The 26,564-nt window shown below is 61.4% G+C and carries 27 protein-coding genes; 25 read left to right on the forward strand and 2 right to left on the reverse strand.

Translation table 11 applies throughout. The annotated features are described in order from the left end of the window. Nucleotides 1-106: 106 nt before the first annotated feature. On the reverse strand, nucleotides 107-976 hold the full coding sequence (locus JFN91_RS21295) for an EamA family transporter (RefSeq protein ID WP_199391157.1): 870 nt from the start codon (nucleotides 974-976) through the stop codon (nucleotides 107-109). Nucleotides 977-1,110: 134 nt separating this feature from the next. On the opposite strand from JFN91_RS21295, the gene JFN91_RS21300 reads away from it, so the two are divergent. Beyond that, nucleotides 1,111-1,821 carry a cytidylate kinase-like family protein gene (locus tag JFN91_RS21300; RefSeq protein WP_199391158.1) on the forward strand — a complete coding sequence of 237 codons (711 nt, stop codon included), beginning with the start codon at nucleotides 1,111-1,113 and terminating at the stop codon, nucleotides 1,819-1,821. Here JFN91_RS21300 and JFN91_RS21305 read toward each other — a convergent pair. Continuing rightward, nucleotides 1,818-2,672 carry a metallophosphoesterase gene (locus JFN91_RS21305; protein WP_199391159.1) on the reverse strand — a complete coding sequence of 285 codons (855 nt, stop codon included), beginning with the start codon at nucleotides 2,670-2,672 and terminating at the stop codon, nucleotides 1,818-1,820. The genes JFN91_RS21300 and JFN91_RS21305 overlap by 4 nt on opposite strands. Before the next feature lie 396 nt (nucleotides 2,673-3,068). On the opposite strand from JFN91_RS21305, the gene JFN91_RS21310 reads away from it, so the two are divergent. The 24 genes from JFN91_RS21310 (at nucleotide 3,069) to recQ (ending at nucleotide 26,358) form a co-directional block, all read left to right on the forward strand. After that, complete coding sequence (locus JFN91_RS21310) at nucleotides 3,069-3,497, forward strand: peptide chain release factor family protein (RefSeq protein ID WP_199391160.1); 429 nt, start codon at nucleotides 3,069-3,071, stop codon at nucleotides 3,495-3,497. A 357-nt stretch (nucleotides 3,498-3,854) separates the two neighbouring features. Continuing rightward, on the forward strand, nucleotides 3,855-5,102 hold the full coding sequence (rho, locus tag JFN91_RS21315; protein ID WP_183349279.1) for a transcription termination factor Rho: 1,248 nt from the start codon (nucleotides 3,855-3,857) through the stop codon (nucleotides 5,100-5,102). Nucleotides 5,103-5,201: 99 nt separating this feature from the next. Then, nucleotides 5,202-5,405, forward strand: a complete 204-nt coding sequence (rpmE, locus tag JFN91_RS21320; protein WP_183349277.1) for a 50S ribosomal protein L31 — start codon at nucleotides 5,202-5,204, stop codon at nucleotides 5,403-5,405. A gap of 110 nt (nucleotides 5,406-5,515) precedes the next feature. After that, on the forward strand, nucleotides 5,516-6,205 hold the full coding sequence (gene thyX, locus JFN91_RS21325; RefSeq protein ID WP_199391161.1) for an FAD-dependent thymidylate synthase: 690 nt from the start codon (nucleotides 5,516-5,518) through the stop codon (nucleotides 6,203-6,205). A 190-nt stretch (nucleotides 6,206-6,395) separates the two neighbouring features. Continuing rightward, on the forward strand, nucleotides 6,396-7,301 hold the full coding sequence (locus JFN91_RS21330; RefSeq protein ID WP_199391162.1) for a DUF1385 domain-containing protein: 906 nt from the start codon (nucleotides 6,396-6,398) through the stop codon (nucleotides 7,299-7,301). Between the two features lie 126 nt (nucleotides 7,302-7,427). Further along, nucleotides 7,428-8,501: a peptide chain release factor 1 gene (gene prfA, locus JFN91_RS21335; protein WP_199391177.1), complete on the forward strand. Its 1,074-nt coding sequence runs from the start codon at nucleotides 7,428-7,430 to the stop codon at nucleotides 8,499-8,501. Nucleotides 8,502-8,561: 60 nt separating this feature from the next. Then, on the forward strand, nucleotides 8,562-9,416 hold the full coding sequence (prmC, locus tag JFN91_RS21340) for a peptide chain release factor N(5)-glutamine methyltransferase (RefSeq protein ID WP_199391163.1): 855 nt from the start codon (nucleotides 8,562-8,564) through the stop codon (nucleotides 9,414-9,416). A gap of 57 nt (nucleotides 9,417-9,473) precedes the next feature. Next, on the forward strand, nucleotides 9,474-10,739 hold the full coding sequence (murA, locus tag JFN91_RS21345; RefSeq protein ID WP_199391164.1) for a UDP-N-acetylglucosamine 1-carboxyvinyltransferase: 1,266 nt from the start codon (nucleotides 9,474-9,476) through the stop codon (nucleotides 10,737-10,739). A 99-nt stretch (nucleotides 10,740-10,838) separates the two neighbouring features. Next, nucleotides 10,839-11,477: an ATP phosphoribosyltransferase gene (gene hisG / locus JFN91_RS21350; RefSeq protein ID WP_199391165.1), complete on the forward strand. Its 639-nt coding sequence runs from the start codon at nucleotides 10,839-10,841 to the stop codon at nucleotides 11,475-11,477. A gap of 243 nt (nucleotides 11,478-11,720) precedes the next feature. Continuing rightward, nucleotides 11,721-13,010, forward strand: a complete 1,290-nt coding sequence (gene hisD, locus JFN91_RS21355) for a histidinol dehydrogenase (protein WP_199391166.1) — start codon at nucleotides 11,721-11,723, stop codon at nucleotides 13,008-13,010. A gap of 45 nt (nucleotides 13,011-13,055) precedes the next feature. Then, on the forward strand, nucleotides 13,056-13,643 hold the full coding sequence (gene hisB / locus JFN91_RS21360) for an imidazoleglycerol-phosphate dehydratase HisB (RefSeq protein WP_199391167.1): 588 nt from the start codon (nucleotides 13,056-13,058) through the stop codon (nucleotides 13,641-13,643). Between the two features lie 203 nt (nucleotides 13,644-13,846). Then, nucleotides 13,847-14,470, forward strand: a complete 624-nt coding sequence (gene hisH, locus JFN91_RS21365; protein ID WP_199391168.1) for an imidazole glycerol phosphate synthase subunit HisH — start codon at nucleotides 13,847-13,849, stop codon at nucleotides 14,468-14,470. A gap of 138 nt (nucleotides 14,471-14,608) precedes the next feature. After that, nucleotides 14,609-15,340 carry a 1-(5-phosphoribosyl)-5-[(5-phosphoribosylamino)methylideneamino]imidazole-4-carboxamide isomerase gene (gene hisA / locus JFN91_RS21370; protein ID WP_199391169.1) on the forward strand — a complete coding sequence of 244 codons (732 nt, stop codon included), beginning with the start codon at nucleotides 14,609-14,611 and terminating at the stop codon, nucleotides 15,338-15,340. A gap of 192 nt (nucleotides 15,341-15,532) precedes the next feature. Continuing rightward, a complete protein-coding gene (hisF, locus tag JFN91_RS21375) occupies nucleotides 15,533-16,291 on the forward strand; it encodes an imidazole glycerol phosphate synthase subunit HisF (protein WP_183349255.1) in 759 nt (252 codons plus the stop codon). A 129-nt stretch (nucleotides 16,292-16,420) separates the two neighbouring features. Continuing rightward, nucleotides 16,421-16,750 carry a phosphoribosyl-ATP diphosphatase gene (locus tag JFN91_RS21380; RefSeq protein ID WP_199391170.1) on the forward strand — a complete coding sequence of 110 codons (330 nt, stop codon included), beginning with the start codon at nucleotides 16,421-16,423 and terminating at the stop codon, nucleotides 16,748-16,750. A gap of 130 nt (nucleotides 16,751-16,880) precedes the next feature. Further along, the gene (gene rpsU / locus JFN91_RS21385) at nucleotides 16,881-17,078 is read left to right on the forward strand and encodes a 30S ribosomal protein S21 (RefSeq protein ID WP_183349251.1); all 198 of its coding nucleotides are present in this window, start codon (nucleotides 16,881-16,883) and stop codon (nucleotides 17,076-17,078) included. 13 nt (nucleotides 17,079-17,091) lie between these two features. Then, entirely contained in the window at nucleotides 17,092-17,535 is a 444-nt protein-coding gene (locus JFN91_RS21390) for a GatB/YqeY domain-containing protein (protein WP_183349249.1), read from the forward strand. A 115-nt stretch (nucleotides 17,536-17,650) separates the two neighbouring features. After that, entirely contained in the window at nucleotides 17,651-18,226 is a 576-nt protein-coding gene (locus JFN91_RS21395) for a CvpA family protein (protein WP_199391171.1), read from the forward strand. Between the two features lie 12 nt (nucleotides 18,227-18,238). Next, complete coding sequence (dnaG, locus tag JFN91_RS21400; RefSeq protein ID WP_199391172.1) at nucleotides 18,239-19,996, forward strand: DNA primase; 1,758 nt, start codon at nucleotides 18,239-18,241, stop codon at nucleotides 19,994-19,996. A 53-nt stretch (nucleotides 19,997-20,049) separates the two neighbouring features. After that, entirely contained in the window at nucleotides 20,050-21,804 is a 1,755-nt protein-coding gene (gene rpoD, locus JFN91_RS21405; protein ID WP_199391173.1) for an RNA polymerase sigma factor RpoD, read from the forward strand. Nucleotides 21,805-21,982: 178 nt separating this feature from the next. Further along, nucleotides 21,983-22,660 (forward strand): 7-cyano-7-deazaguanine synthase QueC, encoded by a 678-nt coding sequence (queC, locus tag JFN91_RS21410; RefSeq protein ID WP_199391174.1) that lies wholly within the window; start codon nucleotides 21,983-21,985, stop codon nucleotides 22,658-22,660. 199 nt (nucleotides 22,661-22,859) lie between these two features. Next, the gene (gene folE2, locus JFN91_RS21415; RefSeq protein WP_199391178.1) at nucleotides 22,860-23,657 is read left to right on the forward strand and encodes a GTP cyclohydrolase FolE2; all 798 of its coding nucleotides are present in this window, start codon (nucleotides 22,860-22,862) and stop codon (nucleotides 23,655-23,657) included. A 125-nt stretch (nucleotides 23,658-23,782) separates the two neighbouring features. Next, the gene (locus JFN91_RS21420) at nucleotides 23,783-24,454 is read left to right on the forward strand and encodes a TIGR04282 family arsenosugar biosynthesis glycosyltransferase (RefSeq protein WP_199391175.1); all 672 of its coding nucleotides are present in this window, start codon (nucleotides 23,783-23,785) and stop codon (nucleotides 24,452-24,454) included. A 101-nt stretch (nucleotides 24,455-24,555) separates the two neighbouring features. Beyond that, a complete protein-coding gene (gene recQ, locus JFN91_RS21425) occupies nucleotides 24,556-26,358 on the forward strand; it encodes a DNA helicase RecQ (protein ID WP_199391176.1) in 1,803 nt (600 codons plus the stop codon). The last annotated feature ends 206 nt before the right edge of the window (nucleotides 26,359-26,564 follow it).

Here is a 26,564-nt window from a genome sequence, read left to right on the forward strand (position 1 = left end):
GGCTATTCGATTGTCAGAGAACTTTGTCTACGATGTGGTGGCACTTATTTGTGTCCACGATGTCGTGGCACTCAACACGTAGAACGTAGAACGGCCGTTAGCCCCGTTAGCCTCCCGCCACGATAAGGAACACCCCGATCAGCATGATGATGGTGGAGACGATGCCGCCCTTCTCCTTGAACAGGTAGTGGCCGTAGAGCACACCGAAAAGGAGGCTCAGTCGTTTTACCGCGATCATGTAAGCGACGTTGGTGAGGTTGACGGCAAAAACGTGAGTGAGGGCCTGGAGCGCGTAGCAGACGGCGGGGAGTATGACGGCCTTGGCCGTGCCGTTGCGCAGCACGGGCCCCAGTTCGCCGCGGGACTTGTACAGGGCAAACGGTGTGAGGACGAGCACCAGGAGGGGGAGGTAGATCCCGGCGAAGTAGAGGGGCGAGGAGGCTGCTATGGCCCTTTTGCCGAGGGTGGAGGTGACGCTGTAGATGGTGGCGACCCCCAGCATGCACAGGGCACCCTTCTCACGTGCCAGCGCCTTGAGCGGTGCCAGCACGCCCGTTTCGCCCCTGCCGGAGTTGAGCAGGTAGCCTCCCAGGGCGATCAGGAAGATCCCGGCTCCTCCCATCGGCGAGATCCTCTCGCCCGGGAGGAGGTAGGGCACCACCAGCAGTAAAAGCGGCGTCAGCGAGAGCAGCGGCAGGGTGAGCGAGAGCGGCGAGAGTTTGAGTGCCTTGGTGTAAAGGATGATCGCCACCGCCTCCAGTGGCAGCCCGGTAAAGATGCAGAAGTAGAAGTCGTCGCCGATCTTCGGGGTCTCGATGAAGGGGAGTGTGAGCAGGAAAAGCGGCAAGGTGGGAGCGATGCGCAGCCAGGTGACCAGGTACTCGTTTCTCCCGGCCAGGGCGCGCTTGGTGGTCGCATCGCTGGTGGCGAGGAAGAAGGCGGACAAAACAGTGAGCGGGAACCAAAGCGGCGTCATGGCGCTAATGATAGCGGAAAAAATGCAAGCCGCAGCACTGCATTAAATATCGTCACTCCTGTTGACGCCGCCGAAAACTGCGGCCTAATTAAAGACGAAGACCCAGCCAGTTAACAGTTCGGGAGGGCATCATCATGAGCAAGAACGTTTTGATCCCGTCGATTGAACAGAGGCTGCGCGGCATGATGGAGGTAGGCCGCAGGAACCTGCACGAGCATGGCATCACCGATGTGCAGCGGAGCAACCCGACGGTGACCCTGACCCGTGAGTTCGGCTGCGAGGGGTATCCGGTGGCCGAGAGGCTGCAGGGCATCCTGGAGAAGCGCTCGGGCAAGCCGTGGGTGGTCATGGACCGGGCCCTTTTGGACGCGGTGGCCAAGGACCACAACCTTTCCGACGGCATCCTGCGCAACCTGGGCACCAAGAACCGCTTCCTCGACGACATGCTCTCCACCTTTTCACCGCGCTGGAGAAGCGACAAGGACTACTACCGGCTGCTTTGCCGCCAGATCGTGGCGCTGGCGACCGAGGGGAACGTGATCCTGGTGGGGAGGGGCGCCTCCATCCTGACCCAGAACACCGGCAACTGCTACCACTTCCGGATCATCGCCCCCATGAGCTTCAAGGTGAAGGCGGTGGCGTCCCGCTGCGGGATCTCCGCCGACCAGGCGCAGGACATGGTGACGGAAAAGCAGCGCCAGCGCGATGCCTTCCTCAAGGATTTTCTCGGGCGGGACATCACCGACCCGACCCTGTACCACCTGGTCTTCAACAACGCCCGGCTCACGGCGGCCCGCATCGCTGAGGTCATGGCGGACGTGGTGATGCCGCCTACGCGCGACTAGCCTAAGCCTTCAGTTTGTGCTCCCGTGGTTGCTTCCGAGGGCAGCAGGGTCACCAGCACCACCTCGGGAGGGTCGTTGATGCGGATCGGGAACCAGCTTTCCCCCAGGCCGCCGTTGACGATCATGGTGCATTTCCCTTGGCGGTACAGGCCGTAATCCCACTTTGGCAGGTATCCCATGGAGGGGATGTAGGGAGCGCCAATCAGGGGAAGGCGGATTTGACCACCGTGGGTATGACCGACCAGCATCAGGTCCACACCGGCCTGCACCGCCTGCGGGAAGGGATGCGGCGCATGGGCCAACAACAGGCGCGGAACACGGGCATCGGTACGGCTCAGCGCCTGTGCCAAGTTGGCTCTCCCGGTCACCGGGTCGTCCACGCCGGCCACCCAGAGGCGGTCCTTTCCCCTTGGCAGCATTTCCGCTTCGTTCTTGAGAACCCGGACCCCAGCCTGTTCCAGTTTCGCGTTGACTTGCGGCGCCATCTGCGCCCCCCACTCGTGGTTGCCGCTCACCGAGAACATGGGGCTTTTTGAAAAGCCGCCGATCCCCCGGATCAGTTCCAGGGCAGCGTTTATTTTCGGCGAGGTCCTCAGCACCAGGTCTCCAGTGACGGCCACGAGGTCGAAGGACAAGCGACGCAGGTTCGCCAGCAGATCCTCGCCGCGCTCCCCGAACTCCTTGTCGTGCAGATCGGTGATATGCAGAATGGCGAAGCCGTGGAAGGCCGCCGGGAGGTTTTGCACCGGCACCCGGTAGCGCCGCACCGCCACGGCAGCTCTCTGGTAGTAGAGGTAGGGAAAGAAGGCGATCCCGCCGGCCAGGAATGCGCGCCTGCTGATAGCTGTCATGAGGGCACCTCCGGAATCAGCCGGAGATTATACCAAGGCGACCACGAGGTGCCAGCAAAGGGCACCGTGCGTACCTCCATAACCACTCGCGCTGTCCATGTCCCCTCGCCTTTTACCCCCTCCCCAGCCCTCCCCCTCCGGGGGCGGGAGAAGGATCGTCCCTCCGCGGGCTCGGCATCTTTGACTTCCCCGCCCCCGGACGTTATCATGGCCGCTGCTGAAGGGACTGGCTCCGTCAGGTGCCTGTCCCTCTAGCGGGACACTCCTCTCAGCTCAGCCACCTTTCAAGCACTAAGGGGACAGGCACCTTGCGGAGCCAGTCCCCTCCTTCGGCGAAGGCCCTGAGGTGGGAAACCAAACACGCATCGCTCGTGGAGCGTTCGAAAGGGAGAGGTGATGGCTGATTTCGCAGTAAGCGAAGAAAAGAACCGCTGGCTGAAGGCGAAGATGGAAGAACTCGGGGTCGCGGAGAAGGACCTGGAAGAGCGCTTCGTGCACGCCTCGGGGCGCGGCGGGCAGCACGTCAACAAGAGTTCCTCCTGCGTCTACCTGAAACACATCCCCAGCGGGCTCGAAGTGAAATGCATGGAATCGCGCAGCCAGTCGCTGAACCGGTTCCTGGCCCGGCGCCTGCTCATGGAGAAGATCGAAGGGGCCGGCGGCGGCATGACCAAGAAGGAATTGGCCGCGGAAAAGCTCAAAAGACAGAAGGCCCGCAGAAAACGCCGCAGCGGCGCCAAGTATGGCACCGATGCTGCAGTGGATGCTGAATCGGGCCCGGAAGCGGGGTCTGCAGCGTCAACGCCCCGTAATGAGAGCCAATAATTTGACCGCTCCCAACTCGGGAACCTCTCGCGGCTCCAGTCACTCGGGCGCCGCCCGCACCACAAAGAGCGGAAAAAATAAAGTTGACAAGGTAACGAGGGGAAGGGTATAAATTTCCAATATCCTCAATAAGACCTTTTGCAGACACCTTTAAATACCCCGAATTTTTTCTCATACCGAACCGGTACCGACACCTCAAGAACAAACTCAAGGCTTAAATACTCACAGATCCTTTACACGTTAGCGCTCGTCAGGCACGCCTCGTATGTCACCCATGCCGCATCGGTGAAACATTCCCGTATTCCCAGTCAGGCAATTTGCCGCTAGATCTATATTTGCGCCATATCAGGAGAACAGATGAACCTACAGGAACTTAAAGAAAAGAAAATCAACGATCTCACGGCCATTGCCAAGGCGTTGAACATCGAGGGGGCGTCCAGTCTCAGGAAGCAGGACCTGATCTTCGCCATCCTCAACGCCCAGACCGAGAAGAACGGCATGATCTTCGGCGAGGGGGTCCTCGAGACCCTGCCTGACGGGTTCGGCTTCCTGAGGGCGCCGGATTACAACTACCTGCCGGGTCCGGACGACATCTACGTGTCGCCGTCCCAGATCCGCCGCTTCAACCTGCACACCGGCGACACCGTTGCCGGCCAGATCAGGCCGCCCAAAGAAGGGGAGCGCTACTTCGCCCTCCTCAAGGTCGAGACCGTCAACCACGAATCTCCCGAGGTCGCCCGCGACAAGATCCTCTTCGACAACCTGACCCCGCTCTACCCGGAAGAGAAGCTGGTGCTCGAGACCACCCCGGACAACATGTCCAGCCGCGTCATGGAACTGGTCGCGCCGATCGGCAAAGGGCAGAGGGGCCTCATCGTCGCTCCGCCGCGCACCGGCAAGACCATGCTGATCCAGAACATCGCCAACTCCATCGCGCTGAACCACCCCGAGGTGTTCCTGATCGTCCTTCTCATCGACGAGCGCCCGGAAGAGGTTACCGACATGCAGCGCTCCGTGAAGGGCGAGGTCATTTCCTCCACCTTCGACGAGCCGGCTTCCCGTCACATCCAGGTGGCCGAGATGGTCATCGAGAAGGCCAAGCGCCTGGTCGAGCACAAGCGCGACGTCGTCATCCTGCTCGACTCCATCACCCGTCTGGCCCGCGCCTACAACACCGTGATCCCGCCGTCCGGCAAGATCCTCTCCGGTGGTGTCGACTCCAACGCCCTGCACAAGCCCAAACGCTTCTTCGGCGCCGCGCGTAACATCGAGGAAGGGGGCTCGCTCACCATCATCGCCACCGCCCTGGTCGACACCGGCTCCAAGATGGACGAGGTCATCTTCGAAGAGTTCAAGGGCACCGGTAACATGGAGCTCCATCTCGACCGCAAGCTGGTCGAGAAGAGGACCTTCCCCGCCATCGACATCAACAAGTCGGGCACCAGGAAGGAAGAACTGCTCATCCCGCAGGCCTCTTTGAACCGCATCTGGATCCTCCGGAAGGTGCTCCACCCGATGAACGTGGTCGACTCCATGGAGTTCCTGATCTCCAAGCTGCAGGGGACCAAGAGCAACCAGGACTTCCTCGATTCCATGAGCAAGTAAAAAAGTGTTGAAATCTTGCAGGGAAGGTGCTATTTATGGCTACTTTCCGGCAAGAACATCAAAGTTAGATAACGGGGCGCGCCCCGCCAGGAGGAAGATATGAAAGAAGGGATCCACCCGAAGTACGAGGAAATTACCGTAAAGTGCCTGTGCGGTAACCAGTTCCAGACCCGTTCCACCAAAGCGGAGATCTCCACCGAGATCTGCTCGCAGTGCCACCCGTTCTACACCGGTAAGCAGAAGCTGATCGACACCGCAGGCCGCGTCGAGCGCTTCCGCAAGAGATACAACCTGGAGAAGTAGGCTTTCGCGCTTGCGAATCCGTTCGGAGGGGATTTTGTCTATGGCGAAATCCCCTTGTTTCGTTTTCTATGGCTCGATTGCAAAACAACGCAGCAATGTGAAGGATCTTCATGAAGGTTGCCCTTCTGCAGTACACCCCCGATCCCGAGTTGACCATCGCACTTGCGGCCCGGCTCTGCTATTCGTCGGCCGACATCGAGGCGCTCAAGGACAAGCTCTCCGGCGCTGACGTCAAAAAATTCCTGGACAAGATCATGTCGCTTGGGCACCAGTCGGTGCTGGAGCACGCCTCCTTCACCTTCGGTGTGGACGGGATCTCGCGCGTCACCAGCCACCAGCTGGTGCGGCACCGGGTCGCCTCCTTTTCCCAGCAGTCCCAGCGCTACGTTTCTCACAAGGAGCGGTTCGCGGTGGTGACGCCGCAATCGATCGCGGACAATCCTAAGCACCTGGAACTGTTCGAGGCCCAGGTGGCGGCCCTGCACGCGGCCTATGCGGCCCTGGTCGAGGCGGGTGTCCCGGCCGAGGATGCGCGCTACCTGCTTCCCAACGCCACCGAGACCAAGATCATCATCACCATGAACGCCCGGGAGCTTCTGCACTTCTTCGCTGTCCGTTGCTGCGAGCGCGCCCAGTGGGAGATCCGGGCCATGGCGATTGAGATGCTCCGTCTGGTGAAGCCGGTGGCACCGACGGTTTTCGACAAGGCCGGCCCCGGCTGCCTTGGTGGTCCCTGCCCCGAAGGCGCCATGTGCTGCGGCAAGATGGCGCAGGTTCGGGAGTACTTCCGGGAGATGTAAAACATCCCCCTCCCTGTCCCTCCCCCTCCGGGGGCGGGGACGCTTAGCGCACCTCCCTCTGAGGTTTGGGACGCATGGCTCATTTTCCAGCGGGCGCCGTCCATGCTCCTCCCCCTGGAGGGGGGAGGTCGGGAGGGGGGAAGACTTTTTTCCCTGAAGACTTTTTGCCCCTCAACACACGAGGTAACAAGTGTCAAAGATAAACATAGGCGGACAGGCGGTTCTGGAAGGCGTCATGATGCGGGCACCGCGCTCGATGGCCATCGCGGTGAGAAGACCCGACGGCGACATCTCGGTCAAGAGCGAGACGGTGATCCCGCTTTCCGAGCGTTTCCCCATCACCAAGCTCCCCATCGTCCGTGGGGCGGTGGCGCTCTTCTCGTCACTGATCATCGGCATCAAGGCGCTCAATTTTTCCGCCAACGAAGCGCTCGCCGAGGGTGAGGAAAAAGAAGAGATCAACGACTGGGCCATCGCCGGCACCATGGCCGCGGCCTTCGGTTTCGGCATCCTGCTCTTCTTCATCCTGCCACTCTACCTGACCAAGCTGCTCATCCCGATCATCGGCGACTCCAACATCGTCTTCAACCTGGTGGACGGCGTGATCCGGGTCGCGGTGTTCCTGATCTACATCATCGGCATCTCGCGCATGAAGGACATCCAGCGGGTGTTCCAGTACCACGGCGCCGAGCACAAGTCGATCTTCACCTTCGAGGCGGGCGAGGAGCTCACCGTCGAAAACGTGAGAAAGTACAGCTGCCTGCACCCCCGTTGCGGCACCAGCTTCCTCCTGATCGTCATGCTGGTGAGCATCGTGGTGTTCTCCCTGATCCCGAAGCTGTGGCCTTTCTACTTCAAGGCCGGCTCCAGGATCATCCTGCTGCCGATGATCGCCGGGCTCTCCTACGAGGTCCTCAAGTGGACCGCCAAGCACGACAACCACGCGCTGGTGAGGATGGTGATCGCCCCGGGCCTCGCGCTGCAGCGCCTGACCACCCGCGAGCCGGACGACAGCCAGCTCGAGGTTGCCATCAAGTCCATGCAGGTCGCCCTCGAACTGAACGACGGCTTCAAAGACGACCGCTTGGTGGTGTAAGTACTAAAACACGTTCTATGTTCTACGTTCTACGTTCTACGTTAGAAGCCTCCACCTGCGGGTGTGCCTTTAACGTAGAACGTAGAACGTAGAACGTAGAACCTCTTTTGAGGTGTTTTGATGTCCATGTTCGACAAAATTGCAGATCTTGAAACCCGCTTCGGGGAGCTCGAATCGCTCCTTTCCGATCCGGAGGTGCTGGCGAACCAGGTCGAGTTTCGAAAGCTCTCCAAGGAGCACGCCGGCCTCACCGAGCTGATCGCCGCCTACCGCGAGTACAAGAAGGTGCTCTCCGACATCGAGGGGAACAAGGAACTCCTCAAGGAGCCGGACCAGGAGATGCGCGAGATGGCCCAGGCCGAGCTGGAGACCCTGGAAGAGCGCCGCGAGCAGCTGGAAAGCGAGATCCAAGTGCTTCTGCTTCCCAAGGATCCCAACGACGACAAGAGCGTCGTCCTCGAGATCCGCGCCGGCACCGGCGGCGACGAGTCGGCCCTCTTCGCGGGCGACCTGTTCCGCATGTACAGCCGCTTTGCCGAGACCAACCGCTGGAAGGTCGAGGTGATCTCCGCCTCCGAGTCCGAGCGCGGCGGCTTCAAAGAGGTCATCGCGCTGGTCGAAGGCGACGGCGTCTTCGCCAAACTCAAGTACGAGTCCGGCACCCACCGTGTGCAGCGCGTGCCCGAGACCGAGGCGCAGGGACGCATCCACACCTCCGCCTGCACCGTGGCGGTGATGCCCGAGGCCGAGGATATCGACATCGACATCAACCCGGCCGATCTGAAGATCGACGTGTACCGTTCCTCCGGCGCGGGGGGGCAGCACGTCAACACCACCGACTCCGCGGTCAGGATCACCCACATCCCGACCGGCACGGTCGTCGCCTGCCAGGAAGAGCGCAGCCAGATCAAGAACCGCGCGAAAGCCATGAAGGTCCTGAAGTCCAGGATCCTGGACAACATCGTCATGGAGCAGAACGCCAAGATGGCTGCCGACAGGAAGAGCCAGGTGGGCAGCGGTGACCGCAGCGAGCGTATCAGGACCTACAACTTCCCGCAGGGGCGCATGACCGACCATCGCATCGGGCTCACCCTGTACCGCCTCGACTCCATCATGGCCGGCGACATCGCCGAGATCGCGGACTCCCTGCGTGCCCACTACCAGATGGAAGCCCTGCAGGCCCAAAGCGAAGGTATGTAATCCCCCAGGTCCACCGGGCCCATCAGGTTCACTGGGGCCGCAACGTCCAAGTAGGTTGCCATGACCACCACCCCCGAAAAATGGGATGTCCTCAAAGTCCTCAATTGGACCAAAGGCTACCTTTCCGAGAAAGGCGTGGAGAACCCGCGTCTCGAGGCAGAGTGGATGCTGTGCGAGGCGCTCTCCCTGGACCGGGTCGGGCTCTACCTCAATTTCGACAAGCCCCTTTCCGACGCTGAACTGGCCGCCTACCGCACCATGGTGGCGCGCCGCGGCAAGCGCGAACCGCTGCAGTATATCCTCGGGACCCAGGAATTCATGGGCCACGAGTTCCGGGTCACCCCGGCGGTCCTGATCCCGCGCCATGATACCGAGGTGCTGGTGACCGAGGCGATCAAGCGCGCAACTGCCGCGAAGAGCATCCTCGACATCGGCACCGGTAGCGGCTGCGTGGCCATCTCCCTTGCCAAAGAACTGCCGCAGACCGAGGTCTGCAGCGTGGACGTTTCCGCGGAAGCCCTCGAGGTAGCCCGCGGCAACGCCGAGCGCAACGCGGCCACGGTGCAATTTTTCCAGGGATCCCTGTTCGAACCGTTTGCGGGACGACGCTTCGACATGGTAGTATCCAACCCGCCCTATATTCCCAATTCCGAACTGGCGACATTGCAGGCCGAAGTGCGCGGCTTCGAACCGATGGGCGCGCTCGACGGCGGTGCCGACGGCCTCGACTTCTACCGGCGCATCGTGAACGACGCACCCGGCTATCTGAACCCCGGCGGCTGGCTCATCTTCGAGGTCGGCGCCGGACAGGCCCCCCAGGTGCTGGGGCTTTTAAAGGCCGGCGGCTTCGCCGGTGAGACCTTCACCCAGACCGATCCCGCAGGCATCGAACGCGTGGTTGGCGGCAGGCTGTAACAATTTCCATCCGCCCCTCGGGGCGCTGAACAAAAGAAAAAGAGTACAGAGGTAACAGTGGAAAAACTGGTAATCAAAGGTGGCAACAAGCTCTCCGGAGAAGTGACCGTCAGCGGGTCGAAGAACGCCGCCCTCCCCATATTCATCTCGACCATCCTGGCACCCGGATGCCACACCATCAGCAACGTCCCGTTCTTGCGCGACATCAACACCACCATCAAGGTGCTGGAGAAGCTGGGCGCCAAGGTTGACGGCCGCGGCAACGTGGTCAAGATCGACACCACCGACCTGAACAGCTGGGAAGCCACCTACGATCTGGTGCGCACCATGCGTGCCTCCGTGCTGGTGCTCGGACCTCTGTTGGCACGCTTCGGCCAGGCCCGCGTATCGCTCCCTGGCGGCTGCGCCATCGGCGCACGTCCCATCAACCTGCACCTTAAGGGCCTCGCCGCGCTGGGCGCCGAGATCACCCTGGAGCACGGCTACGTCGAGGCGAAAGCCAAGAAGCTGAAAGGCGCACGCATCAACTTCGACATCTCCACCGTTGGCGGCACCGAGCAGCTTCTCATGGCGGCAGCCACCGCGCAGGGCGAGACCATCCTCGAGAACGCTGCCCGCGAGCCGGAGATCGTGGACCTCGCCGACATCCTCACCAAGATGGGCGCCAACATCGAAGGCGCAGGCACCGACACCATCAGGATCAAAGGCGTCGAGCAGTTGACCGCCGCCGAGCACGCCGTGATGCCGGACCGCATCGAGGCCGGGACCTTCATGATCGCCTCCGCCATCACCGGCGGCGACGTCAAGATCAAGAACATGCGCCTGGAGCACCTCGACGCGCTGACCTTCAAACTGCAGGACGCAGGTGTGGAGATCATCAACAAGGACAACGTGGTTCGCGTCAAGGGTCCCAAGAAGATCCGCAACGTCAACATCAAGACCCGTCCCTACCCGGGTTTCCCGACCGACATGCAGGCGCAGTTCATGGCCCTCATGTGCATCGCCGAAGGCGCCAGCGTGATCTCCGAGAACATCTTCGAGAACCGCTTCATGCACGTCTCCGAGCTGCTCCGTTTCGGTGCCGACATCATATGCGAGGGGAACAGCGCCACCGTGAAGGGCGTCAAGAAGCTCTCCGGCGCGCCGGTCATGGCGACCGACCTCAGGGCCTCCGCGTCGCTGATCCTCGCCGCCCTCGCCGCCGACAACACCAGCGAGATCTCCAGGATCTACCACCTGGACCGCGGCTACGAGAACATCGAGAAGAAGCTCGCCGGTCTCGGTGCCGACATTGTCCGCGTCCCGGACATCGACGGCCCGTAGTGTAAGGGGGCGATAGATCGCCCCTCGTTCGATCACGGTCCACCAGGTCCACCAGGTCCACCAGGTCCACCAAATGCCATGCTCCACTGGAGTTTTTAAATGACCGACTACGTCACCATTGCCATCCCCAAAGGCCGCATTCTGCAGGACTCCGTTGCCCTGTTCAAGAAGATCGGCATCGACTGTGAAGAGCTCCTCTCCGACACCCGGAAGCTCGTCTTCGAGAACCATGAGCAGAAGATGCGCTACATGATCGTGCGCGCCACCGACGTCCCCACCTACGTGGAGTACGGTTGCGCCGACCTCGGCATCGTGGGGAAAGATACCCTGATGGAGGCGGAGAAGGACCTTTACGAACCGCTCGACCTAAAGTTCGGCTACTGCCGCCTGATGGTCGCCGAGCCGGTCGAGCTCTCCACCAAGGACGATCCCGCTGCCTGGAACAACATCCGTATTGCCACCAAGTACCCCAACGTCACCGAGAAATATTTCGCGGCCAAGGGAATACAGGTTGAGCTGATCAAGCTCTACGGCTCCATCGAGCTGGCGCCGCTGGTCGGCCTCTCGGAACGCATCGTCGACCTCGTTTCCACCGGTGAGACGCTGAAGCAGAACGGTCTGGCAGAGATTGAGACCATCGCCGAGATCACCTGCCGCCTCATCGTCAACCGCGCGAGCCTCAAGACCAAGCACGAGCGCATCTCGAAGATCATCGAGGGGCTGGAGCAGCATATCTAGGTAGCAGAAGGGGCAGGCTCCGTCAGGTGCCTGTCCCTCTAGCGGAACGCTCCATTCCGCTGCAGCCATCTTACCCAAGCCAACAGCTTCCCTCTTTCGCAAAGGGGGAACGAGGGGGATTTAACTCCGTTGCAGCCCAGGATGTTGTGGCTGCCTCGGCTAAATCCCCCCTGGCTCCCCTTTGCAAAAGGGGGGGACGCAGCAATCTTTGAATTTTATTGTCATGAATCGCGAGGTTTAAAGATGCAGTTCCTCGACATTAGGGAAGCAGATTTTCAGGCGAAGTTCGATGCCATTGTAGAGCGCGGCGAGGAGTCGGGACGCGAAGTCGAAGAGGTGGTGCTGGGCATCATCTCCGACGTGCGCAAGCGCGGCGACGAGGCGCTTCTGGATTACACCCGCCGTTTCGACCGTGTGGAGTGCGACGCCGCCGGCCTTGAAATCACCGAGGCGGAGTTCGCCAACGCCTTCGCCCAGGTGGACGAGAAGGACCTCGCGGCGCTGAAACTCGCCGTGGAGCGCGTCGCCCGCTACCACGAGAAGCAGAAGCAGCAGACCTGGCTCTCCACCGAGGAAAGCGACATCATGCTGGGCCAGAAGGTGACCCCGCTCGCCAAGGTCGGCATCTACGTCCCCGGCGGCAAGGCCTGCTATCCCTCCAGTGTCATCATGAACGCTGTCCCTGCCAAGGTTGCCGGCGTGGGCGAGATCATCATGGTCGTCCCCACCCCGGGCGGCGAGACCAACGCCCACGTTCTTGTTGCCGCCAAACTCTCCGGCGTCGACCGCGTCTTCCGCATCGGAGGCGCGCAGGCCGTAGCGGCGCTTGCCTACGGCACCGCCACCGTCCCCAGGGTCGACAAGATCACCGGCCCGGGCAACATCTACGTCGCCACAGCCAAGAAGCTGGTCTTCGGCCAGGTCGGCATCGACATGATCGCCGGCCCCAGCGAGATCCTGGTCATCAACGACGGCAGCGGCAACCCGACCCACATCGCAGCGGATCTTCTTTCCCAGGCGGAGCACGACGAACTGGCATCCTCCGTGCTGATCACCACCGACCGCGGTTTCGGCGAGAAGGTGGCGGCCGAGGTCGAGCGCCAGTTGAAGGAACTCTCCCGCGAGGCCATTGCCCGCAAGTCCTGGGAATCCTTCGGCGTCATCATCGTGGCCGGCAACCTGGAAGAGGCGATCGCCTTCTCCAACCGCATTGCGCCGGAGCACCTGGAACTCGCCGTGGAGAATCCTTTCGAGATCATGCCCCTCATCACCAACGCAGGCGCGATCTTCATGGGGCACTACACCCCCGAGGCCTCCGGCGACTACCTGGCCGGCCCCAACCACACCCTTCCCACCGGCGGCACGGCCCGTTTCTTCTCGCCGCTGTCGGTGGATGACTTCGTCAAGAAAAGCTCCCTCATCTATTTCACCAAGGGCGGCCTGCAGCGGGTCGGTAAGGACATCGTCCGCATCGCGACGCTGGAAGGGCTCGAGGCCCACGGCAAGTCGGTCAGCTTCAGGCTCGACAGCTAGTTTGGAATTCATTGCGGCTTTGATCATCTAATTCAAGGAGGCGGCATGGCCAGGTCGGCAAGCATCGAACGCATCACCAAGGAGACGCAGATCAAGCTCTCCCTCGAAATCGACGGCAAAGGCGAGGCGCAGATCTGCACCTCGGTTCCTTTCCTGGACCACATGCTGGACCTTTTCGCCCGGCACGGCCTCTTCAACCTCAAGGTCGAAGCGCACGGCGACATCGACATCGACTTCCACCACACCGTCGAGGATATCGGCATCGTGCTGGGCACCGCGTTCAAGGAAGCGCTGGGCGACAAGTGCGGCATCCGCCGCTACGGCCAGGCCACCGTCCCGATGGACGAGACGCTCGCCAGCGTCGCCACCGACCTCTCCGGCCGTCCCTACCTGGTCTACAACGTCCAACTTCCCAAGGTGAAGATCGGCGACTTCGACGTCGAGCTGGTGCGCGAGTTCTTCCAGGGCTTCGTGAACCACTGTGGCGCCAACCTCCACATCAACGTCATGTACGGCGACAATGTGCACCACATCCTGGAAGCCTGCTTCAAGGCCGCCGCCCGCGCACTGGACATGGCGACGCAGATGGATTCCCGCATCGAGGGTGTCATGTCCACTAAGGGCAAGCTTTAAAAAAGCGCCCTCACCCCGACCCTCTCCCAGAGGGCGAGGGGGAGTGGACCAAGTTGACGGCCTTCTCTTTAGAGTGGGGCTGTCCATCCCTTCCCCCACTGGGGGAAGGTGCCCCGAAGGGGCGGATGAGGGCGTTGGCAGCACGTGTAGTGCGCCAACGCGAAACAGCAACAGGCACCGCAACGTGCCGGAAGGATAGATAGATGATCGCGATCATAGATTACGGCATGGGCAACCTCCGCTCCGTGCAAAAAGGGTTCGAGAAGGTCGGCTGCGACGCCGTCGTCACCTCCGATCCCAAGGTGCTGCTGGACGCCGAGCGCGTCGTGCTCCCGGGCGTCGGGGCCTTCCGCGACTGCATCAGGAACCTCGAGGAAGGGGACTTTGTCGAGCCGATCCTCAAGGTGATCAAGGAAGGCAAGCCCTTCCTCGGCATCTGCCTCGGTCTGCAACTCCTCTTCACCGAGAGCGAAGAGTTCGGCATCCACAAGGGCCTGGACGTTATTCCCGGCAAGGTGCTCCGCTTCCCGGAAGGGATGCAGCAGGCGGGCGAGGACCTCAAGGTGCCGCACATGGGCTGGAACCAGCTCGACATCAAGCGCCCGTCCCCGCTGTTTCAGGGCGTCGAGCAGGGCTCCAACGTCTATTTCGTGCACTCCTACTACGTGAAGCCTGATGACGAGAGCGTCGTGGCCGCGACCACCAACTACGGCATCGACTTCTGCGCCGCCATCTGGCGCGACAACGTCGTGGCCGCCCAGTTCCACCCGGAGAAGTCGCAGGACAAGGGGCTCGCCATGCTCAAGAACTTTTCGCAGATGAAATAGTCTCCTATCGCTGGGTTTGTTCCCTCCCCCGGAGGGGGAGGGTTAGGGAGGGGGATGTTTTTTCTTCCGCCAGCATAGCCCCCCACCCAGCCTCCCCCCCTCCGGGGCGAGGAGATATGAAATTATCGAGGAATTGAAATGATCATTATTCCGGCAATAGATCTGAAGAACGGCTGCTGTGTCCGCCTGGAGCAGGGGCTGATGGAGAAGGACACGGTTTTCAACGACGATCCCGGTGCGCAGGCGGCCGAGTGGCAGCGCCAGGGCGGCGAGATCCTGCATATCGTCGACCTCGACGGCGCCTTCGCCGGTGAGCCGAAGAACCGCTCCGCCATCGAATCCATCGTCAAGTCCGTCACCATCCCGACCCAGTTGGGCGGCGGCATCCGCGACATCGCCACCATCGAGGCCTACCTTTCCCTGGGCATCGGCCGCGTCATTATCGGCACCGCCGCACAGAGAAACCCCGCTTTCGTGAAAGAGGCGTGCGCCAAGTTCCCGGGCAAGATCGTCGTCGGCATCGACGCCAAGAACGGCATGGTTGCCGTGCAGGGGTGGGCCGAGGTCACCGGCATTACGGCCACCGAACTCGCCAGGCAGTTCGAAGGCGACGGCGTCTCCGCCATCATCTACACCGACATCAGCCGCGACGGGATGATGCAGGGGCCGAACATCGAAGCTACCAAGGCACTGGCCGAAGCCATCAACATCCCGGTGATCGCCTCCGGCGGCCTCTCGTCGCTCAAGGACATCGAGAACCTGATCGCCATCGAGTCCTCCGGCGTTACCGGCGTCATCACCGGCAAGGCCATCTACTCCGGCGCCATCAACCTCGCCGAAGCCATTGCACTGACCAAGAAACAGAAATAGCTTCGCCTCCTCCGCGAACCATCGCACGCCCGCTGCTCGTTCCCAAGCTGGAGCTTGGGAGCCAGGACTGTGGAGTTGCTACTCGTTCCCAAGCTCCAGCTTGGGAACGCAAACCCTTTGCGAAGCTCGAGCTTCGCGCAAGCTGTGGGTTCCCAAGCTGGAACTTGGGAACCAGGACTGTGGAGTTTTCAGATGCTGACCAAAAGAATCATCCCTTGCCTCGACGTAAAAGGCGGCCGGGTAGTAAAAGGTGTCCAGTTCCTGGGCCTGCGCGACGCGGGCGACCCGGTCGAGATCGCCGAGCTGTACGACCAGCAGGGCGCGGACGAGTTGACCTTCCTCGACATCACCGCTTCCTCCGACGAGCGCGACATCATCATCGACGTGGTGCGCAGGACCGCCGAGCGCGTCTTCATGCCGCTCACCGTCGGTGGCGGGGTCCGCACCGTGGACGATATCCGGCGCCTCTTGAACGCCGGGGCGGACAAAGTCTCCATCAACACCGCGGCCGTCCATCGCCCCGAGTTCGTGAACGAGGCCGCTGAGCGCTTCGGCTCGCAGTGCACTGTGGTCGCCATCGACGCCCGTTCCCGCGCCACCGGCGGCTGGGAAGTCTACACCCACGGCGGCCGCAACCCGACCGGTATCGATGCCGTCGAATGGGCGCAGCGCATGGAAGAACTGGGCGCGGGGGAAATTCTCCTCACCAGCATGGACCGTGACGGCACCAAGGACGGCTACGATCTGCCGCTGACCCGCGCGGTCGTCGACGCGGTCAGCATCCCGGTCATCGCCTCGGGCGGGGTCGGCGGTCTTTCGCACCTCTACGACGGCTTCACCCAGGCCGGCGCCAGCGCCTGTCTCGCCGCCTCCATCTTCCACTACCGCGAGTACACCATCGAAGAAGCCAAGACCTACCTCCGCGAGCGCGGTGTGCCGGTCAGGCTCTAACGACCGGACCAAGTCCCCTCCCCCGGAGGGGGAGGGTTAGGGAGGGGGGAAGTTTTTCTCCAGCCAGCATAGCCCCCTCCCGACCTCCCCCCTCCAGGGCGAGGAGTGATAATGCCAAGGAGCATCCTTATGGAGCAGCATAAAGACGACATCATCGCCGCGGTGTACCGCGTCATCCAGGAACGCAAGGCCAACCCGAGCGAGAACTCCTACACGGCAAGCCTCATGGCCAAGGGGATCGACAAGATCCTCAAGAAGCTGGGCGAGGAAGCGACTGAAGTGGTCATCGCGGGCAAAGGGGGCAAGCGCGAGGAGATCGTCTACGAGACCGCTGACCTTTTCTTCCACAGCCTGGTCCTGCTCGGCTTCTACGACATCGACCCGGAAGAGGTCTACGCGGAGCTCAGGCGCCGCTTCGGCATGTCCGGCATCGAGGAGAAGAACTCCCGCGTCGGCTAGCCGTTCCACAATGGCACAAATACCTTGACAAAAAAGACCGCGATGATATATTGCTGGTTCCTTGAATAATGTCTGCCGGCCCGTACCCACACAAGTAGTAAATCTAGCTAGAGAAGGGGGGGGAATATGAATGCCGGGAGTAAAGGTAAAAGAGACTGAACCGTTTGAGCTTGCGCTCAAGAAGTTCAAGAAACAGTGCGAGAAAGCGGGGATCCTTTCTGAGGTCCGCAAAAGAGAGCACTACGAGAAGCCGAGCATCAAGAAGAAGAAAAAGGCCATTGCCGCTCGCAAGCGCGCTCTGAAGAAGCAGCGCAAGATGGTCGACTAAGAAAGAGGGTTTCATGCAACTGAGGGAGAGGCTTAACGCGGAACTGAAGGAGGCGATGAAGAGTCGTGATACCTTGCGTTTATCTACCATCCGCATGGTACTCTCCTCGGTGAAAAACCGCGATATCGAGCTCAGGCGTGAACTGAACGATAGCGAGATCACCGAAACCATCGTTACCCTCTGCAAGCAGCGCAGGGAATCCATCCGACTCTTTAAGGAAGCAGGCAGGCAGGAGTTGGTGGATAAAGAGGAAGCGGAGCTCGCGCTCCTTATGGGCTACCTCCCCCAGCAGCTGACACGGGAAGAGCTGGCTGACCTGGTGGCGAAAGTCATCGCGGAAGTCGGCGCTACCGGCGGCAAGGATATGGGCAAGGTCATGAAGGCCATCCAGCCCCAAGTCGCCGGCCGTGCAGATGGCAAACTGGTGAGCGAAGTTGTGAAGGAAAAACTCGCATGATCAACGCCCCCGGGACCACTCCCGGGGGTACTTGCGAGGTTTGGGTGTCATGAGTAGGGGCGAATCGCAGCGATTCCCCCTTCTTTTGCTTTGTAGCTAGTGACCAGGTGTTTGCATGATCCTTCTTGACATCCTTATCTGGGTCGTATTGCTTTTCTTTGTCGCGAAGGGGTTCTCGAAGGGCTTGGTGCGTGAGGCCTGCTCCCTGCTCGGCCTCGTCACGGGCGGCTGGGCCGCTTTCCGATACTATTCCACTCTCAGTCTGGGGATCAGGCATTTCATCAACCTCCCCCCGCAAGTCGCACAGCCGCTGGCGTTCCTCCTTATCTTCATGCTGCTCGGCATGCTTTTCTATTTCCTCGGTCATCTGCTCACCGTCGTCTTGAAAGTCATGCTCCTGGGTGGAATCAACCGCGCGGGCGGGATCGTCTTCGGTTTCCTCCAGGGTGGCTTCATACTCTGCGTGCTCCTCTACCTGGCCACCACCAAGCCGATGCCGGAGAAGGTGAAGGTCTGGATCCACGGTTCCAAGACCGCCGCCGCATTCGCCTCGACCGGTGCGGACATCGCCGCCGGTTGGGAAGGCGCCATAGCCCAGAACAGGGAAAACCGGGACGCTAAAGAAACAAAGGAAGGCAGTGAAAGCAAAGAAGTAAAGGCGCCGACTCCGCACGGAGCGCATAAGAAATAAGGATTAACCGCAGTGTCGACGATACCGGACGAGAAGATCAGGGAAGTACGCGAGAGGGCCCCGATCCTCCAGGTCGTCTCCGACTACATGAGCCTCAAGAAGTCCGGGGCCAACTACCAGGGCGTCTGCCCCTTCCACGGCGAGAAGACCGCGTCGTTCAACGTGAACCCGGCGCGCGGCATCTTCCATTGCTTTGGTTGCGGCGTGGGCGGCAACGCCGTTGATTTCGTGATGCGTATGGAGGGGCTTTCCTTCCCGCAGGCGGTCAAGTTCCTAGCCAAGAAGGTGGGGGTGGAAATCCCCGAACGTCCGCTGACCCGCGAAGAGAAGCGCAAGGTGGACGAGCAGGAACAGGCCTACCAGATCAACGAGGCGGCCTGCGAGTTTTACCGCCGGGTGCTGGAATCGGACGAGGCGGGTGCCGCCGGCAGGGCCTACCTGGAGAAGCGCGGGGTCGACAAGGCCACCGCCGCCACCTACCGCATGGGCTTCGCACCGGCGGGGTGGGACAACCTGACCAGCTTTCTCCGGCGTAAGGGGATCCCGCTGGATGCGGCCGAGAAACTCGGGCTGCTGCGAAAGAGGGAAGGGAAGGACGGCTACTACGACACCTTCCGAAACCGTCTCCTCTTCACCATCGCGGACCTGCACGGGCGGGCCATCGGTTTCGGTGGACGGGTCATGGACGACTCGCTCCCCAAGTACATAAACTCCCCGGAGTCCATCGTCTACCGCAAGAGCGAGGTCCTCTTCGGGGTCGACCTGGCCAAGAAGGGGATGCGGGAGAAGGGGAGCGCCATCGTCGTCGAAGGATACTTCGATCACCTGGCTCTGTACCGGGCTGGCTTCACCAACGTGGTGGCCACCTGCGGCACTGCTCTCACGCCGCCGCACGTAAAGCTGTTGCGCCGCTACGCCGACCGGGCTTTCATGCTCTTTGATGGCGACGAGGCGGGGCGCAAGGCGACGGTCCGCTCCATGGAACTGTTCCTCGAAGAAGGGTTCCCGGCGCGGGTGGTAGAAGTTCCGGCGGAGGACGACCCGGACACCTTCATCAACCGTGAAGGGGGCGCGGCTTTCCAGCCGCTTTTGGACAAGGCGCTCCCCATCTTCGAGTCCTTCTACAAGGGACTCCTCAAGCGCATGGACGTGAGGAGCGTGGAAGGGAAGGTCGCCTTCGTCAACGAGGTTTCGCCCCGGCTGCAGAAGATCGGCGACCCGGTGGAGCGTGGGCTCTACGAGAAGGAGATCTGCCGGGCGCTCGGCATCGACCGCGCCATGCTGCTCCAGAAGGTGGGCATCCCGGCGCAAGTCCAGGCGCCGCGTCCGCAGCCCAAGGGGGCTCCGCAGCAGCGAAGCACCGAGGATGTGCTGCTCACCCTGATGGTCAAGTACCCGGACGTGGTGTTAAGGGTTCGCGATCACGGTGCCGATAAGCTCTTCAGCGCCAGCCACCTGAAGTTGGCACAGGCCATCGTGGCACAGTCTGAAACGGGGGATCTCGATCTCCCCCTGGTGTTGGAACAGGTCGAGTCGCACGAGGAAAGAAGCCGTCTCTATTCGCTGTTCGTGGAGGACGCGCACCTCGAGGATCTTGACCCGGTCAAGGCCTTCGAGCAGTGCTGCCAAGCCCTGGAGCGGCGAGCGCTCAAGGGGGACGGCAAGGCCCTGGCAAGGGAGTTGGCCACGGTCGACCCGGATTCTCCCAGGTACCTGGAGATACTGTCTGAACTTGAGCGGTTGCGTAATAAAAAATCGAAATTACTATAGTAGGATTCAAGCGGTAGCCTGTGCTGGATTCAAGCTGTAGCGGAGCGTGGTAAATGGCCAAGAAAAGCATGGATGAAGTGAAGCAGCTTATCGACCTGGGCAAGGAGAAAGGTTTCCTCACCTATGAAGAGGTGAACGACCTGCTCCCCCCTGACATCGTCTCTTCCGATCAGATCGACGATGTGATGAGCATGTTTGGCGATATGGACATCGAGATCGTGGACTCCGCCCAAAAGGTGAAGATCCCCAAGATCAAGATGGACCTCGAGGAAGAGGAAGAGCACGAAGGGGGCGAGGGCGAAGAAGTAGAGTTCGAGCCCGGCACCCTCGGCCGTACCAGCGATCCGGTGCGCATGTACCTGCGCGAGATGGGTTCCGTATCCCTGCTGACCCGCGAGGGCGAGGTCGAGATCGCCAAGAGGATCGAAGTCGGCGAACGCGACGTGGCCAGCGTCATCCTGAACACCCCGATCACCGTGCGCGAGGTCATCTCCCTGGGCGAGCGCCTGCGCAAGCAGCAGATCGGCGCCATCGAGATCTCGAAGGACGTCGAGGAAGAGGTCCTGGAAGAGGGTGAAGAGGACCTGCAGGCCCTGCGCGTTCTCGGCATCATCGACGAGATCCACGAAATGTCGCAGCGCATGGAGCAGATCCAGACCGCGCTGGAAGGTAAGGTCTCGGCCAAGGAAGGCGAGGCGCTCAATACCGAGCACGGCGAGCTGAAGGTCAAGATGGCCGAGACCCTCAAGTCTCTGCGCCTCAAAGACCGCCACATCGAGAAGATCGCCCAGCGCCTGAAGGAGCTCTCCTGCAAGGTCGACACCGTCATGCAGGAGATCTCCGAACTGGAGAAGGAAACCAGCACCGTAAAGGACGTGTTCCTGGCCGCCTTCGAAGGGCTGAAGAACGCGTCCGACGCCGACTTCTCCAAGAAGATGAACATGTCGCTCGAAGAGGGGCAGAAGCTCGAGAAACGCTACCGCTCCAGCGAAGCGAAACTGAAGAAGATCGAGCAGGAGTCCGGCTTCAAGGCCAGCGAACTCTCCAACGCGCTGCTCGCCATCGAAGAAGGGGAGCACAAGGCCAAGCTGGCCAAGAGCGAGCTGGTCGAGGCCAACCTCCGTCTCGTGGTCTCCATCGCCAAGAAGTACACCAACCGCGGTCTGCAGTTCCTCGACCTGATCCAGGAAGGCAACATCGGCCTGATGAAGGCGGTGGACAAGTTCGAGTACCAGCGCGGCTACAAGTTCTCCACCTACGCCACCTGGTGGATCCGTCAGGCCATCACCCGCGCCATCGCGGACCAGGCCCGCACCATCCGCATCCCGGTGCACATGATCGAGACCATCAACAAGCTGATCCGTACCAGCCGCCAGCTGGTGCAGGAGATCGGCCGCGAGCCCTCCCCGGAGGAGATCGCCGAGCGCATGGCGCTGCCGCTGGACAAGGTCAGGAAGGTGCTCAAGATCGCCAAGGAACCGATCTCCCTGGAGACCCCGATCGGCGAGGAAGAGGATTCCCATCTTGGCGACTTCATCGAGGACAAGGGTGTGGTAAGCCCCCTCGAGGCGGTCATCAAGGCCAACCTCTCCGAGCAGACCTCCCGCGTGCTCTCCACCCTCACACCGCGTGAGGAGAAGGTGCTCAGGATGCGTTTCGGCATCGGCGAGAAGAGCGACCATACCCTCGAAGAGGTCGGCCAGGACTTCGAAGTAACCCGTGAAAGGATCCGGCAGATCGAGGCCAAGGCGCTCAGGAAGCTGCGGCACCCGAGCCGGGCGAAGAAGCTGAAGAGCTTCGTAGAGTAGTCACCAAGGCCGCACCGGAATCGCCGGCGCGGCCTTTTTCTTTTGTATTTACCCCCACTCGATCTGCCTTTCATCCCCTCCCCCGGAGGGGGAGGGTTAGGGAGGGGGAAAGTCTATCAAAAATCCCCCCTCCCAGCCTCCCCCCTCCGGGGGGAGGAGCGTGAGACAGAGGTAAGCGATGAAGAAGAAAGCGGTAATCCTGTACAGCGGCGGGCTCGATTCGACCACCTGCATGGCCATAGCCAGGCACCAGGGCTTTGAGCCGTACGCCATGAGCTTCAGCTACGGTCAACGTCACCAGCACGAAGTGGCCCTCGCCAAGCAGAACGCGCGCCCGATGGGAGCGGTGGACCACATGCTGGTCGAGTTCGACCTGAGGATGATGGGCGGCAGCGCCCTCACCTCCGACATCGCGGTCCCCAAGGAAGGGGTAGGTGAGGAAATCCCGGTCACCTACGTCCCGGCCAGGAACACCATCTTCCTCTCGTTCGCACTGGGCTGGGCGGAAACGCTTGGGGCCTTCGACATCTTCATCGGTGTCAATGCCCTCGACTACTCCGGCTACCCCGACTGCCGTCCCGAGTATATCGCCGCCTACGAGGCGATGGCGAACCTCGCCACCAAGGCGGGCGTGGAAGGGAAGAAAATGACCATCCACACGCCGCTCATCAGCCTCACCAAGGCCGAGATCATCAAGACCGGCCTCACCCTGGGCGTCGACTACGGGAAAACCCATTCCTGTTACGATCCGACCGAAGACGGCGCCGCCTGCGGCCTGTGCGACTCCTGCCGTCTGCGCCTGAAAGGGTTCGCCGAGCTGGGCGTCACCGACCCGGTCCGGTACGTCAAGCGGTAATCCCCTGCTACTACCGGCGCGTCAACTGCCGGCAGGTTACTACTATCATTCCACCGTCCCTCCCTCTCCCTCTGGGAGAGGGCCGGGGTGAGGGCGCCTCAATTGGCGATACCCTCACTCCGTGGGCAACGCCCTCACCCCTTCCCCTCTCCCGGTGGGCGAGGGGGAAACACGGCTGAGGAAAGGCATGAGCAAAGATATGGAGCAGAAGAAAGAAGGCAAGACCCTCACCGACGTGCAGTTGACCCGCGACACCCGCAACATCGCGATCGGCAAGGTGGGCGTCAAGGACGTCTCCTATCCCATCGTGGTGATGGACAAGAACAAGAAGTTCCAGAACACCATCGCGCGCATCAACATGTACGTCGACCTCCCGCACCACTTCAAGGGAACCCACATGAGCCGTTTCGTGGAGATCCTGAACAAGTACCGGGAGGACATCGCCCTCGACAAGCTGGAAGTGATTCTTTCCACCATGAAGGAGAAGCTGGGGGCGTCCAACGCACACCTGGAGATGGAGTTCCCCTACTTCGTGGAGAAGAAGGCACCCGTCTCTAAGGCCAAGAGCCTCATGGAGTACACCTGCACCTTCAGCGCCTCGCTTTCCGACCGTTTCGACTTCGTGCTGGGAATCAAGGTGCCGGTCACCTCGCTTTGCCCCTGCAGCAAGGAACTTTCCAGCTACGGCGCCCACAACCAGCGCTCCATCATGACCGTCCAGGTACGCTACTCCGAATTCATCTGGATCGAGGACCTCATCGACATCATCGAAGAGTGCGGTTCCTCGCCGGTGTATTCCCTGCTCAAGCGCGAAGACGAGAAGTTCGTCACCGAGCGGGCCTACGAGAACCCCCGCTTCGTCGAGGATATGGTGCGCGAGGCGACGGTGCGTCTGCTATCTATGGAAAATATCACGTGGTTTTCCGTAGAGGCCGAGAACTTCGAGTCGATACACAAGCACTCCGCCTACGCCGCCATCGAGAGAAAAAAAGGATAGCCGGATCGGCAGAGTCAACAGCTTGACTGGCTCCGACTGTGGATAACTTTGTTGAAAAGTAGGAAAATTGTGGACAACTCTAGCTTTTAATCCTTCATTTAACTCCCTTAAGGTTTCTTTCTCTAATGAAACGCGCGCTCGCCATCTTCGCCAAGACGCCGCTGCCGGGACGGGTCAAGACCCGCCTCACCCCGCCCTTGTCGCCGCCCCAGGCTGCGGAGCTTTACCGCTGCATGCTGCTGGATATCATCGAGCGTTCCGCCGGGCTTGATGCGGACATCGTCATCTTCTACGAGGGGAGCGCGGAGTTTTTCAGAAAAGCCGCACCGGATGCGCTCCTGGTACATCAGAGCACCGGCGGGCTGGGCGTGCGCCTGGAGCATGCATTTGCAGAGCTGGCCGGGCGGGGCTACGGCGCTCGGGTGGTGATAGGGACAGACTCCCCCGATCTCCCCATACCTTTAATCGAGGAGGCGTTCCGGGAACTCGAGCAGGGGAGGGACGCGGTCTTTGGTCCGGCAGATGATGGCGGCTACTACCTGGTGGGAGTCAGAGACGGCTACGGCGCCCTGTTCCAGGATATCCCCTGGTCCAGTGAAAGGGTGCTGGAGACGAGTCTCCGGCAGGCGGAAGCCTCGGGTCTTGCCGCCGCGCTGCTCACCTCCTGGTACGACGTCGACAGCTACGAGGATCTGCTTCGTCCGAGCCTGTTGGATCCCTGCAACGGGGCGCCCCGCACGCGCGCCTTCATCGCGGAACTCGACCTTGTCGCACCGTTTGCCGCCGACGCAGTCTGACGGCGCCTGAGTTGACAAGGAACCCAGACCTGTTTTGATCTATGGCGTGGCACAGACCGCGCCTTTCGTTTTTCACCCGCACCGCCTTTAGAGGGCTCACCATGCCGCTTTCTCATACCCAGATCCTGAACGAGGTCTTCGGCTTCAAATCGTTCCGGCCGCGCCAGCAGGAGATCGTGGAGACGGTGCTCTCCGGGAAGGACGCCTTCGTGCTGATGCCGACCGGCGGCGGCAAGTCCCTCTGCTACCAGGTCCCCGCCCTCTGCCTTCCGGGCACCGCGCTCATCGTCTCGCCGCTGATCTCGTTGATGAAGGACCAGGTCGACGCGCTGCGTGAGAATGGTGTCGCCGCCGCCTGCTATAACTCCGCTCTCGGCGAGGCCGAGGCGCGCCGGGTGCTGGCTGAGTTTCACGCCGGGGAGTTGAAGCTCCTCTACGTGGCACCGGAGCGGCTGCTCTCCGACGGTTTCATCGACCGCATCAAGACCCTCCCCATCTCCCTCTTTGCCGTCGACGAGGCCCACTGCGTATCGCAATGGGGACACGACTTCCGCCCCGAGTACGCGCAACTGGGCATGCTGCGCGAGATCTTCCCGCAGATCCCGATGATCGCGCTCACCGCTACTGCCGACGCGCAGACCCGCGGCGACATCCTCTCCCGGCTCGGGCTCCAGGAAGCCACCTGCTTCTGCACCGGTTTCGATCGCCCCAACATCCGCTACAGCGTCATGGAGAAGAACAAGCCGTTCAGCCAGCTGATGGCCTTTTTATCCACCCGGAAGGACGAGGCGGGGATCGTGTATGCCCTGTCCCGCAAACGGGTGGAGGAGGTGGCCAGGAAGCTGTGCGAAGCGGGTGTGAAGGCGGCTGCCTACCATGCCGGGCTGCCGGACAAGGAGCGCCACGAGGTCCAGGAAGCGTTCCTGCGGGACGACGTGAAGGTCGTGGTCGCGACGGTCGCCTTCGGCATGGGGATCGACAAGTCCAACGTCCGCTTCGTGGTGCACTACGACATGCCCAAGAGCATCGAAAGTTACTACCAGGAAACCGGCCGCGCCGGCCGCGACGGGCTTCCCGCCGATGCGTTGCTCCTCTTCGGTTACGGCGACATCGCGGTCGCCCGCGGGCTGATCGGCAACGGTGGCAACGAGGAACAGAACCGGATCGAGCTGCACAAGCTGAACTGCATGGTGGGCTTTGCCGAGGCGCAGACCTGCCGCCGCCAGGTGCTCTTGGGATACTTCGGCGACAGCCTGGCAGCCGGGTGCGGCAACTGCGACATCTGCGAGAGCCCGCCTGAGCGGTTCGACGGTACCGAGGATGCCCGAAAGGCACTTTCCTGCGTCTACCGGGTCGGCCAGCGCTTCGGCATGGGGCACGTCATCGACGTATTGCGGGGCTCGCAGAACCAGAGGATCCACGAGCTGAAGCACGACCAGCTTTCCACCTTCGGCATCGGCAAGCACCACTCCCAGGAGGTCTGGGGTAACCTGTTGCGGCAGTTGATCCACCTCGGTTACCTGGAGCAGGATCTAGCGAACTTTTCTGTGCTGAAGCTGACGGAGAAAGCGCGTCCGCTGTTGCGGGGAGAGATGGCGCTGGAGTTGGCCAAGCCGAGGGATACCAGGGTGGTCGAGAAGAAGACCGCCGCCAAGAAGCCGACTTACGACGGCGAGCTCTTCGGGGAGTTGCGGGAGCTGCGCAAGCACATCGCCGACGAGCAGCAGGTGCCGCCCTACGTCGTCTTCCCCGACGCCACGCTGGCCGAGATGGCAGCGCAGATGCCCAAGGACAAGTGGGAGTTGTTGAAGATCACCGGCGTCGGTCAGCACAAACTCGCCCGCTACGGCGACGCCTTCCTGCGCGTGATCAAGGCGCACGAGGCGAAAGGCGAAACCCATTAGGAGAAAGGGACTGGCTCCGTAAGGTGCCTGTCCCTCTAGCGGAACGCTCCTTTCATCTCAACCACCTTCCTCAAGCAAGAGGGACAGGCACCTGCGGAGCCAGTCCCCACCTCGCGAAAGAAAAGGGGACACCCATTAAAGGCTGTCGGTCAAGGGCAAAAAAGTTCCCCTATGCAAGAAAAGAGTTTTTCTAGCATTGAACTGCG

The sequence above is a fragment of the Geomonas anaerohicana genome (assembly GCF_016458305.1).
In the GTDB taxonomy this organism is placed as follows: Bacteria; Desulfobacterota; Desulfuromonadia; order Geobacterales; family Geobacteraceae; genus Geomonas; species Geomonas anaerohicana.